This window comes from Streptomyces sp. NBC_01433 (genome assembly GCF_026340105.1).
Lineage (GTDB): Bacteria > Actinomycetota > Actinomycetes > Streptomycetales > Streptomycetaceae > Streptomyces.
This window is the reverse complement of sequence record NZ_JAPEPM010000007.1, coordinates 96,076-107,970: the sequence shown is the minus strand read 5'-3', so window position 1 is coordinate 107,970 and position 11,895 is coordinate 96,076. Positions and strand designations below refer to the sequence as shown.

Genomic DNA, 11,895 nt, shown 5'->3' with positions numbered 1-11,895 from the left:
CCAGCCCCGCCCCCGAGGCCCGTACCGCCACCCGGCAGTACGGGCCTCAGCCGCACCCCTCCCCGCACACCCGCCAGCGGACACTCACGTCCTGCCCGGCGCCGTGCCCAGTCCACGCCGCGCGCGGTCCTTTCCTGAGCTGGTTCCCGCCGTCCGTGCCGTTCCCGCCGCCCCGTCGCCCCGCTGCGTGCCGTGCGTGTTGTCGGTGTCCGGTCTGCTCTGGTCCGGCGGGTTTCCGGGGGTGACGGCTGCTACCCGGCTGGTGTTGCGCGGCTTACCGGCCGCGACTTCATGGTGTGCCCACCGGATCGGGCCACACCGGCCCGACCAGCCCGAACACCGGGTACAGCCGAAGGAGTTACCTGTCATGGCGCACATTGTTGATGCCGTCCTGCTCGCTGCTCTCGTATTCACCGCGTTGACTTGGGCGCTGGACCTGGGGAGCCGTATGACCCAGCTGATGACCGCGTCGGTCGTGGTCCTTGCGCTGAACGTCGCGGCCATCTGGCAGGAAAAGCCCTGGTACGTCGTCGCCTTCTACGGCGGCCTGATGGGCTTCGTCTTCCCGGCACTGCGCCGGGAGAGCATGCGCCGCAAGGCGGCCAAGCGCACGGTCTCGAAGTCGGCGACCTGACCCCTGGCACCCCCATACCAGCAACCACCGTGCGGTCTGCCCCGGAACACCCCCGGGGCAGACCGCACGTGCGTTTCCTCCGGCCTAAGGACCCTCGTCAGGGACGTCGGGGTTTGCCCTAACCGGTGACAGCCCCCAGGGGGGGTGCGGGTTGCAGGTCTAGGCCGCGTGCCGAACACGCTGCCCGCCAGCGGCCGGACATCTCCGCGCCGGACGCACCCCACCCCTCGGAGGGCAGCAGCCATGACCGCATCCGACACCACCACAACCGCCGAGCACGGCGGCCCGGCCGCCGGACACCCCGGCCCGGCAGAAGGGACACCCGTGCGGAACACGTGGGCCCCAAGCGCAGGGCACCGACGGCCCGTGCTGGCCGTCGCCGGCGGCACCGCCTCGGGCAAGTCGAGTCTCGCGCGGGCGTTGGCACGCCGCCGCCCCGAGGCCGTGGCACTCATCCACCTGGACGACTTCTACGTGCCCGCCAACGACCCGCAGCGCGGGATGCGCACCGTGAGCGCCACGGGTGCCGACATCCTGGATTGGAACCACCCCGGGTCCATCGACGAGACCGCCGCGGCCGCCGCGGTCGATGCGGCCGCCACCAGCGGCGACCACCGGCTGGTCGTGGTGGAGGGCCTGTTCGCTCTTGCCCTGCCCAAGATCGTCAGCCATGCCACCTGGCAGGTCTACGTCGACGCCCCCGACGACATCCGCCTGGCCCGCAAGCTGGTGCGCAAGATCGAGGTACAGCACCAGGACCCGCTGATCTCCCTGCGCAACTACCTGCTCAGCGGCCGCGAGCGCCACGCAGAACACGTCGCCCCCTCCCGGCACCGGGCCGGGCTCGTACTGGACGGGACGAAGCCGACAGCGGACCTGCTGGCCGCAGTTGACGACCTGATCGGTGCACATCTCACTCGCACTGACCGGCACGGCAACAACTCTGAGCAGACCCACGCCCCCACCAACTGACCGCCGCTCCGCGCCCGGCCGGTACCCCGTCGTACGCGCACCCGCCCCGCGCCTCCGCCGCGCCGGTCGAGGCGCCTGTTCGATATCACATCCGGGTTGCCGTTCTTGCCGGCCGCGCCCCGATGGTGAACCCGCCCGGCCACCACAGCGACCGGCACCCACCCCACCCGCCTGCGGGCCACCGCCCCCGCCCAGTTCCCCGGAGCCTCCCCATGACCGTGACCACGCTCGACGACCTGCGCGCGACCGCCCTCAAGAGCCTTACCACCGCCGGGTTCACCGACGTCACCACCACCGCCGCCCGCAACACGTTCGTCATCGCCACCGTCCCCGCCGCGCGCTCCACGTGGGCCGACTTCGCGCTCGCCTCCCACACGGCACTGCGCCTGACCGACCGGGCAGGCCGCGCCCGGTACGCGCTCTTCCCTGCCCCCGACGACAGCAAGCCCTACAGCCGCACCGTGTACTTCCGCGCCACCGGCCCCGGCCTCGCCGAGCAGCACGCCGGACAGGTCCTCCGCCGCACCGTCCGGATCGTCCCCGGCCACACCACCGAGGCGGACATCCCCAAGGCGCTCGCCACCGCTCTCTTCGACGACTCCCGGCGCGCGGGCGACATCACCGTCACCCGCCTCGCCTGACCCCCAACCCGGCCCCCTGCCTCTGCGAGAGGCAGGGGGCCGTTGTCCTGCCGCACACCCTGGCCCGGTCCCGCCCGCGCCCCCCGGCGCCCTGACCCCGCCGCACCGCGCGGGCGCCGACCGCGCCCGTGCCCGCGCCGACCGTGAGGCGGGCTGGGGCAGTTGGGGTCGGCCTGCCCGGCAGCCCCGCCCCACGCGGGCACAGCGAACCCCCGCCACGCCCGCCCGCGCCCGCCCGCGCCCGCCCCGCAGGGTTGCGGGTTGCCGCCCTTGCCCGGCCCCGGGCCATGGTCAGCACACCGGCCGGCCCGGGGAGCGGTGATCACCAACCCGCCCGCCGGGCCGCCATCAGCCAGCCGACCCGGCTGCACGCACCGCGCGTACGAAGAGCCCTCGCTGACCGAGGCGTCCGCGCACACAGCCAATTCCACGTCCTTTGAGGAGACCCGTCATGGGCTACGACATGTACATCCACGATCCGATGACCGCCAAGGAAGAGGCCGCCTACCAGACGGCACGTGCGGCGTTTGACGAAGCGGTGCGCGAGCGTGACGAACTCCCGCATGGTCTGGCCGAGTACCAGGCGGCCAGACAGCGCCTGGACGCTGCGAAGGCGCGGATGAAGCAGGAAGACCAGCCCGCCGCCCTGACCAAGATCATGATCGAGGCGGGCGAGGTGATGCGACACCTGGCGGTGTCGCACCCCGGATATCGGGCCGCTCAGCAGAAGGTCGACGAGGCGTACGAGGCGATGCAGACGGCTCACACCTCGTACTTCCGTCTCAACATCCACGGCATGGGCGCGTACCGGACCGTCATGGACGAGCTGGGCATGCTCGTCACCGGATACCAGAAGCCCCGCTTCCCTGATCTGCCGGACGGCGTGACATGGGAAGACGTCGACGCCGCCGAAGAGGAGACGAACCCCGAGGTGGCTGACGTACTCCCGATCAAGACGGCGGCTGCCACCTACGTCATGGAGCTCAATGCTCACCTCACCTGGTATCTGGAACCCGCGTCCGGGATCGCCGTGCACAAGCTCGGATCGAACGACGGGTGGCTCGTCACCCCGCAGGAGATCGAAGCGGCGCTCGCGGCCTACCGGACCCACGGCGCAGACCGGGTGAAGACCCTCCTCGCCGCCGAACTCGGTGACGAGGACGACTGCACCAGCTACTGGATCGAGTGGATCGCCTACCTGGAGCGCGCCAAGGCTCGTGGCGGCTTCAAGGTCTGCTGACCCCTCCGGCCCCGGCCTGTATCCGCACCGTCGCGAGCCCCGTCTTGCCCGGCTCCCGTCCTCTCGCGGGGATGGAAGCCGCCTGATCGCCGGACGCTCCGCCAGCTGACACACGCAGCACGCCGCCGACATGACCCGCCCCCTCACACGGGGGCGGGTCATGTCACGTCCGCCCCCACATCCCGCCGCCCCGCGCCTCCGCTGCCCCTCCGCCGCGCTGGTCGGGGCGCCCGCCCGGTATCCCGTCAGGGTTGCCGGTGTTGCCGGCTGCGCCCTGACAGTGTCACCACCCCGCCGCACAGCCCGCCCTCGGAGCCCCGCGGCCCCCACCTCTGGAAGGCAGCCCGGCATGTTCCTGCACCTGACGACCCTCCTCGACCTCGACCAGAACCCGATAGGCACCGTCGACGCCCAGTTCGTCGGCGGCGCCTTCACCAGCACGTTCATGATCGTGGCCACCGAACCCGACCGCACCGGTAGCCAGGTCGCCCTCCACCCCTACGGCCCGTTCACCACCCCCGACGACGCCCGCGCCTGGGCCGCCGCCCACCTCGCCCCGTACATGACGTACACGATCGCCCCCCTCACCGCCCCCCACACCAACGCCGAAGGCAACGCCGAACGCCGCACACCGATCCGCCACTCCACCACCGCCCGCCCCGCCCGCGCGAACACCATCGCCCGCTACTTCAAGCCGTTCGACCTGACCCGCCTGCGCCACACCACCCCGACCGACACCCCCCGCCACGGCTACACCGCCCGCGAAACCGAGCACCCCGAGCTCGGCCCGGTCGTCGAACTCACCGCCCTGGGCCCCGACGACTACCAGCGCGACCGCGACCACAGCCTCATGCAGACCGTCCTGCGCCACAACCACCCCCGCTACGAGGTCACCGACCAGGGCACCCACCTCCTGGTACGCCGCCTCTGCGACGCCGAACTCCACGCACGTGCCGACCAGGCCGCCGCCCGCGTCGCCCCGCACATCACCGCCCTCACCAACAGCACCCCGCCCCCGGCCCCCGGCGAGACCGCCGCCGACGCCGCGCACACCCTGTTCGACGCGATCCTGCGGGATGCGCGGGAAGTGGCATCCGACGACCCCGACGACTCCGACCTCATATACGAGATCCAGGACATGGCCCCGCACGACGCCCTCGCCGCCCTCAAGAAGGCGTTCCTGCCCTCGGACATGATCGAGCCCATCGCAGAAGTGCTTACCCTCCTGGCCCCGCACACCTACACCCCCCAGGCGGGCTGAACGCGCCGCCCGCCCTCGGCCAGCCCGCCGGCCCGGCCCGTGCGGGTTGCGGCTGTAAGGGCGCTCCCGGTCATGGTCAGCGCATCGGCCCCTGGGGGAGCGGTGACCACCAACCCGCCCCCCGGCCCGGTCCGCTTCCCGTCTTGCTCACCCCGTCTGGAGACGCCCATGCCCACGAGCACCCCTGCCCCCGCGCTCCCCGAGTGCGTGACCGTCATCATCTGCGCCGAGTGCGGCACCCACCCCTTCACCGCCGCTGCGGACCACACGTTCCGCTGCCCGTGCGGCAGCTGGATCACCGCCCGGGACATCGACCTGGACGGTGCGACCGTGTGGGCCGTGACCCGGACCGGACACCTGGCCTACCTGCCCGACCCCGCCGACGCATGGGAGCGGTACGTGGAGGCGCGCACCGTCATGGACGACCCGGGCCAGTGGGAACCCGGCCTGGACGACGCGCACCGCGCATTCCGCGAAGCGCTCGCCGAACTGGAGGCCGCGCAGCTCCTCGCAGCGCAGCTCCCCGACGGCGCAGACGTGCAGATCGGGCGCGTCTACCTCGCCTGTGTCCTCAACGCGGACGGCACGCTCAGCGGCTCGAACGCATCGGCCCTGGGGTGGCCGTGCGAGGCGTGCTCGCCCCGGGCGACCGACCCGTATTACCAGCAGCGCTACCCCTGCCGGAACCCGCGCGGCCACGCCTGGACGCAGGTCCGCGACTGGGAGCGCAACGTCAACACCCATCGCAACGACCGCTACGTCGTCCGCTCGCCGCTCGCCCCGGACCTCCCCACCGCCCGCCGCCTGGCCGCCGAGAAGTGCGCCGCCCGCGCCGCCGTTCTCACCGCGTAACCCCTCCCACCCGCCGGGGCGCGGCACCCTCGCCGCGCCCCGCTCGCGCCCGTCGCTTCCTGATGCGCCGACTCCCCGACGCCGAGCCCGCGCCATCAGGAGTTGCAGGTATTGGCGTACGCCCGGCCACAGTCAGCCCACCGGCCCCGGGGGAGCGGTGACCACCCTCCCGCCCCCTCTTCCGACCGGCCGCCCACCCCCGACCAAGGACGCCCACGGCCCGGCACGAAGCCCAGCCCCCGCGCAGGTCACACGCCACCCGAGGAAGCCAATGGCCATCACGCTTACCAAGACCACCGCCGGACGCACCCACCTCCACACGGCCATCGCCTACGACGCCCCCGGCAACAAGTTCATCAGCATCCAGCATGTCTGGAACGGCATCGAGACGGTCCACAGCACCGAGATCCTCTACGCCGGGGACGGCATGGTCCTCGCCGGTGACGCCGAAACCCAGCTCGCACCGATCATCCAGACCCTGGACACCGCCCTGCGGCACGGGACGGCCGTGCTGGAGGTCATCACCGACCACGTCGCGGCCTCACACCCCCTGACCATCCAGCGGTACTACAGCTACGCCGGCCGCCACCTCACCGACTCAGCGTTCAACCAGGCAATGTTCGGCCACGCCCCGGCACTGCTCGCCGCCACCGAGCGCACCCGGCAGGCCAGCTACACCACCTCCCTCCAACACGTGCAGAACGTGATCGACGAGCGCCGGGCGGAAGACGAGCGCTCCGCCGCCCGCATCGCCCAGGAGATGAAGACCCGCGCCTTCTGGATCCGCCGCCACCGTGAGCACCTCGCCATGGCCCGCGGCTCCCGCCGCGCAGGCGAACACAACTGGCACGCCTACGCCCTCAACGCCGCCGCGTTCGACCGCACCCAGGCCGCCGCCATCCCCACCTAGACACCGGCCCCACCCCGACCCCGCCCCTCACGGCCGAACCACTCCGGCCAGGACTGCCGACCCGCCCCCGCCGTCGACGTTCAGCACGCCGGTACTCCAGCCCCGAGCCCACGGGGGCGCCAGACCGCCGCCCGCCGCAGCTCCGACCGCGGCAGTCGGCGGCCTGGCCCGTCCGCAGCACGGTCCCGGCGGTACGCGACTAGGCCCCCGCGCGGCAACGTACCTCAGCGCACCCCGCCCAAATGAGAGGGAACCCGAGCATGCCGAACCCCGAGCTCGCAGCCCGTATCCGGACCGCGATCCTCACCCACCCCCACCACTACGACCCCACTGCCTGGCTTCGCGGGACCACCCTCCTACACCCCAACACCCCGCCCCACGAAGCCGACTCCCCGTGCAGGACGACCCTGGACGCCGCCGGATACGCCGCCCACTTCACCGGCCACACTCTCGAAGTCGCCGACGATCCCGCCGACTCCCACGGCAGCCGCGCCACCCGGACCCTCGCCCACACACCCGGCAGCCAGCCCCTGCCCGTCTGGATCGTCGCCCAGCGGGAACTGGACCTGACCGGCAATGACGCCGGACGGCTCTTCGCCTCCTGCACCAGGGCAAGCACAGTGCTCGCCGCGCTCGCCCAACTCGCGGGCGGCGCGCCCCGCATCGACTGGGACGCCATCCCGTAGTAACTACCCCCGCCGCCCAGTCACCCGCCGCTTCCTCCGCGCCCGCGCCGACCAGGCCGCCCCTCTCGTCGCCCCCCACTTCACCGGTCGGTCTCCCCGCCACCTGCCCCCCGGCGCTGCCCCCTGGCGGGACGGGTGCGCTGACAACTGTTCACCTGCTCCCGTCCACCGGACCTCCAGCCAACGACCTTGCGCCGCTAGCCCGCTGCGCCCTCAAGCTGACATCAGCCCGCCGCCAGTCACCACCCGCAACGGCCCGGCAGCCCCCAGCCCGAATCTTCACCCTGCGCCCCGCATCTGCGGGACGCACCGCCCAACAACGTACGGAGAGAATTCATGAACCTGTTCGGCAAGAACACCACCGCACCCACCACCCAGCTTCCGGCCCCCACTGGCCGGGGCCCGGCAATCAGCCTCGACAAGATCCCCGGCAGCCTCGTCAACCTCACCAAGGCCGCCGCCGTGTCCCTGGAAAAGGCTGGACTGACCGGGCAGCGCGCCGCCGTGTACCTGGTCCTCGACCACTCCGGAAGCATGAGCAACTTCTACGCCGACGGCAGTGTGCAGCGCCTCGCCGAGCAGGCTCTCGGACTGTCCGCGAACCTCGACGACGACGGCAACGTCCCCCTCATCTACTTCGCCTCCCAGGCCCACACCCCCATCACTACAGACCTCCACAACTACGCGGGAATCGTTGACCGCACTCACAGCAGGACCCCGTGGGGGACAACCGACTACGTCGCCGCGATGAATGCCGTCATCAGCGACTACCGCGCCAGCGGACAGGCCGGACCCGCGTTCGTCATCTTCCAGACCGACGGCGCACCCAACGACAGGCGAGCCACCGAGCGCGCTCTGAAGGACGCCTCCAAGCTCCCGATCTTCTGGGCGTTCGTCGGCTTCGGCGGGCGGGTCGAGTTCCTGGAGAAGCTCGACGGCCTCCGCCGCGGACGCAAGGTCGACAACGCATCGTTCTTCCACGCCGCGAACCCGCACACCGTCACCGACGATCAGCTCTACGACGGCCTCACCCACGAGTACGCGGGATGGCTCGCCGCAGCGACCGCTGCCGGAATCCTCACCTGACACCTCACTCTCCACCCCCGGCCCCGTCACCGCGTACTCCTGCGGAGGCGGGGCCATCCCCATGCCTCTCCCGCAACGGCCCCGCACCCGGCCCACGTCCCCGGGTGCGGGGCCGTTCCCGTTCCCGTACCCCGGCCGCCCGCCGCCCGCCGCCCGTTCGGCTGGCCGGGGGACGGGGCCACCGCCGCACCGCCGGCCCGGCGGCCGACCGTGCCCGAACAGCCGCCTGGTTGCGGCCCTTGCCCCACACCCGGCCATGGTCAGCACACCGGCCCGGGGGAGCGGTGCCCCCTCCCGCCCCCTCGGGCCGCCTCAAGCCCCCGCCCACAAAGAGCCCGTGGCCGTGACCTACACCCAGAAGCGGCAGCGCATGCTGCGCCGCGCCGCCGAGACCCCGTACCCCGCGATACGGCAGCACATCGAGCGCAACCTCGCCGAGCTCAAGCCGCCCACCCCTCGCCGGGTCGTCACCGAGTGGTCCGAATCCTGCGCGTGCGGCGGCAACTTCCTCGGCCACGAGGAAGAACCGTGCCTCCCGGACTGCACCGGCTACTACCCCGTGCGCGAGTGGATCGTCCTTGGCCACTCCGGAGGCGGTCCCCAGGCAGCCGGCCAGCCCGGCGACAGCTACGGCCCCACCCTCGCGGGCCCCTGCTACGACTGACTCCCTCTCCCACAACGGCCCCGTACCCGGACCCCACAGCCCGGGTACGGGGCCGCACCCATACCCCCTCGCCGTCCGTCCGTCGGTCCGCCACGGCTTGCCCGGCTAACCGGCCGCCACCGCACCGTCACCCCATCAACCAGCCCCACCCCGATGGGAGTACCACCCCCATGACGACCGCCGTGACTCGCCCTCTCACCGTCACCGCCCGCATCGACACCGTCGATGCCGCCCCCGTCGACACCGCCCCCGCCCCGGCCGCGTACACCGCCACCGTCTACATGAACACCGCGCCCCACAACTTCGACGGCTACCAGCTGGGCCACCCGCTCGCCGAGGCCACCCGCCGAGACGGCAGCCCCCTGCGCCTGGTCTTCCACGCCAGCGACCGCATCCGCACCCACGAGGGCGCCGCCGACGCCGCCTACACCGTCGGCAATCACCAGGGGCCCGACGACAACGGCCAGACCTGGCCCAACGACATCCGGTCCGTCTCCACCGGCGACGTCATCAAGGTCACCGGCCCCGACCACTGGATCGTCCACCTCAGCGTCGACCCGACCGGCTTCTCCGCCGTCCCGGAGCCCACCGCCCTGGTCAACCTCGCCGGAACCCGCGCCGCTCCTCGCCGCCGCTGACCCTCCCGCGCCACGGCCCCGTCCTGCACCCCGCCGCCGGGCGGGGCCACCCCGCGCACACGGCGGCGACACCTCACGCCGAGACGCCCAACTCGCCGTGACCCGCCCCTCGTGTCCGCCCGGCGCTCCCGCCCCCGCTCCGCCGCCCACGAATCCCGCAGCACCCGAACGGATAGGCCAACACCACATGCTCACCCTGAGGTTTGCCCTCAACGAGGTCCTCGACGTCGCCACCCATTCGATGCTCGCCCCACGCCACACGCTGCGCGCCACCTACGACCAGTGCCAGAACGAGGAAGACGTCCACGCCGCCCTGTGGTGGCTACGCGACAGGAGCGGCACGTACCTGACCGGGAACTCCACCCACCCAGGCGCACCCCGCGATGTGTTCGCCCAGGGGTACGGGCCCGGCGGTGACGACGCATCCGGCATTCTCGGCGCCGACGACCGCGTGATCGACGCATTCCCGCTGCACGACCCGAACACCAGGCAGTGCCTGCACTCCGATCTGATCCGCGCCCATCGCGACGGCCACAACACCCTGACGATCACCCTGGGCGACGACGCCACAGACCTGCACACCCTCCGCGCCGACGTTCCCATCGCCCCGCACGGGCTCACCACATACACGCAACGGATCGTCGACCTGGCCGCATCCAAGGAGCTACGCCTGACCTGGAAGACAGGCAAGGCCGTCCATCTGCTCCGCCTGGCCGCCCGCGGCCCGCACGGCGTGAACGGCCACGTCATCATCGGGGCCCGCTCCGGCAAGGTGCTGCGCGCCACGCTCACCTACCCGTCGGACCCCCTCACCACGAAGACGGCCAAGGGCACCAACGACGTCCGCGACCTCCTCACCAACCTGGCGCCGTCCCCCTGCCCGCCCCGCTGCACCGCTCCCAGCATCGACGCCTGCCTCAACCGCGCCCCCCACAAGTAACCCGCCCGCCCCAGAAGCGGCCCCGTGCCGGACACCTGTCCCCGGCCCGGGGCCGCCCGCATACCCCACCCCACAGTGCCGTGCCTTGCCCGGCTAACCCCCCGGCATCCCACCGTCACCCCTGCCGCGCCCGCCCCAGCACCACGCCACAGGCGGCCCCGCACACCTCCATCCAGCTCGACCGACAGGGACCCCGACATGAACCAGCACACCCCGACCACCGAAGCAGACCCGCAGCCCGGCACCCCCGAGTACTTCGACGCCCTGCTCCGCGAAGTCCTCGGCGACGCCTACCGGCCCACCGCCAAACAGGACTGCACCCTCACCTTCCCCCTCGACCAGGTCCTCTCCGCCGCCGAGCACGCCATCGCAGCACCCAAGCACGCCCTCGGCCCCGGCGACACCGACGCACACCCCCGCCTGTGGTGGATCAAGGGCGACGGCACCTTCCTCATGAGCAACGGCATCGACAACACCCCCAACGCCCGCGATGAGAAAGGCCACTGGCGCCACATCGCCTTCGCCGACACCTGGGGACCGGGCTCCGACCCCTCCACCGTCCTCGGCGGCGACGACCTCCACGAAACCCTCGACCTCACCACCACCCCCGGCGACGGCCCGGCCCTGATCGACATGCTGCGCACCGCCACCGCCGACAACGCCACCCACTTCCTGCTCCACATCGCCTACGACGACGAGGGCATGCAGCTCACCATGACCACCAAGTAACCCCCGCACCACCCTGCGGCCCCGCGCCGGACACCCGTCCGGCGCGGGGCCGCCCCCGTGTTTCCCGCCTGAGGCACCCGCCACCCCAACCCGTATCCCGCCTCCCGGCACCCATACCCCACCCGCGCCCCACACGCCCCCCAGGCCGCCTAGCGTCCGAACGAACCAGCAGGCCAGGCCACAACCAGAAGGGGGGAGCGCCGTGAAGCACGAGACCACCATCAACGAACTCGCCCAATACGCCGGACTCTTCAGCGCCGTCGACCACATCACGGTCCCCGAGACCAACCCGGACACCGACAACACCGAGGAGGTCACCCTCCCCCCGCCGCTCATCCGCCGCTCCCAGCGCCGCGACACCATCGTGTGGGTCCTCACCCCGCCCGGCATCCACGAACGCATCTTCGTCGCCGACCAGGCCACCGTCATCGTCTACCTCAAGGACATCGACCCCGGCCGCTTCACCGGCCACGTCCCCCAACAGCAGGCCCCCGCGCCCGGCACCTGGCAACAGCAGCAGCCCGCCGCGCCCACCGCCTATCCCACCCAGCAGCAGACCCCGGCGGCCCCCCAGCCGGCCGCGCCCCAGCGGCCAGCCGCCCCCTGGTCGAACCAGCCCAGCTGAACCCCGACCCCCGGCCC

At 72.2% G+C, this 11,895-nt stretch carries 14 protein-coding genes; all 14 read left to right on the top strand.

Features of this window, described 5'->3' with window-relative positions; all coding sequences use genetic code 11:
• The first annotated feature begins 367 nt into the window (after positions 1–367).
• The 14 genes from OG413_RS45525 (at position 368) to OG413_RS45460 (ending at position 11,878) form a co-directional block, all read left to right on the top strand.
• On the top strand, positions 368–634 hold the full coding sequence (locus tag OG413_RS45525) for a hypothetical protein (protein WP_266814444.1): 267 nt from the start codon (positions 368–370) through the stop codon (positions 632–634).
• 366 nt (positions 635–1,000) lie between these two features.
• A complete protein-coding gene (locus tag OG413_RS45520; protein ID WP_266814442.1) occupies positions 1,001–1,606 on the top strand; it encodes a uridine kinase in 606 nt (201 codons plus the stop codon).
• Positions 1,607–1,818: 212 nt separating this feature from the next.
• On the top strand, positions 1,819–2,247 hold the full coding sequence (locus OG413_RS45515; RefSeq protein WP_266814440.1) for a hypothetical protein: 429 nt from the start codon (positions 1,819–1,821) through the stop codon (positions 2,245–2,247).
• A gap of 451 nt (positions 2,248–2,698) precedes the next feature.
• Complete coding sequence (locus OG413_RS45510; RefSeq protein WP_266814438.1) at positions 2,699–3,487, top strand: hypothetical protein; 789 nt, start codon at positions 2,699–2,701, stop codon at positions 3,485–3,487.
• A gap of 349 nt (positions 3,488–3,836) precedes the next feature.
• On the top strand, positions 3,837–4,748 hold the full coding sequence (locus OG413_RS45505) for a hypothetical protein (protein ID WP_266814436.1): 912 nt from the start codon (positions 3,837–3,839) through the stop codon (positions 4,746–4,748).
• A 168-nt stretch (positions 4,749–4,916) separates the two neighbouring features.
• A complete protein-coding gene (locus OG413_RS45500; RefSeq protein WP_266814435.1) occupies positions 4,917–5,600 on the top strand; it encodes a hypothetical protein in 684 nt (227 codons plus the stop codon).
• A 271-nt stretch (positions 5,601–5,871) separates the two neighbouring features.
• Entirely contained in the window at positions 5,872–6,510 is a 639-nt protein-coding gene (locus OG413_RS45495; RefSeq protein ID WP_266814434.1) for a hypothetical protein, read from the top strand.
• 260 nt (positions 6,511–6,770) lie between these two features.
• Positions 6,771–7,196, top strand: coding sequence for a hypothetical protein (locus OG413_RS45490; protein ID WP_266814432.1), 426 nt, complete (start codon positions 6,771–6,773; stop codon positions 7,194–7,196).
• A gap of 336 nt (positions 7,197–7,532) precedes the next feature.
• Positions 7,533–8,282, top strand: coding sequence for a VWA domain-containing protein (locus tag OG413_RS45485; RefSeq protein ID WP_266814430.1), 750 nt, complete (start codon positions 7,533–7,535; stop codon positions 8,280–8,282).
• 343 nt (positions 8,283–8,625) lie between these two features.
• On the top strand, positions 8,626–8,946 hold the full coding sequence (locus OG413_RS45480; RefSeq protein ID WP_266814428.1) for a hypothetical protein: 321 nt from the start codon (positions 8,626–8,628) through the stop codon (positions 8,944–8,946).
• A gap of 170 nt (positions 8,947–9,116) precedes the next feature.
• A complete protein-coding gene (locus OG413_RS45475; RefSeq protein ID WP_266814426.1) occupies positions 9,117–9,584 on the top strand; it encodes a hypothetical protein in 468 nt (155 codons plus the stop codon).
• 187 nt (positions 9,585–9,771) lie between these two features.
• The gene (locus OG413_RS45470; protein ID WP_266814424.1) at positions 9,772–10,524 is read left to right on the top strand and encodes a hypothetical protein; all 753 of its coding nucleotides are present in this window, start codon (positions 9,772–9,774) and stop codon (positions 10,522–10,524) included.
• 198 nt (positions 10,525–10,722) lie between these two features.
• Positions 10,723–11,253 (top strand): hypothetical protein, encoded by a 531-nt coding sequence (locus tag OG413_RS45465; protein WP_266814422.1) that lies wholly within the window; start codon positions 10,723–10,725, stop codon positions 11,251–11,253.
• A gap of 202 nt (positions 11,254–11,455) precedes the next feature.
• A complete protein-coding gene (locus OG413_RS45460; protein WP_266814420.1) occupies positions 11,456–11,878 on the top strand; it encodes a hypothetical protein in 423 nt (140 codons plus the stop codon).
• The last annotated feature ends 17 nt before the right edge of the window (positions 11,879–11,895 follow it).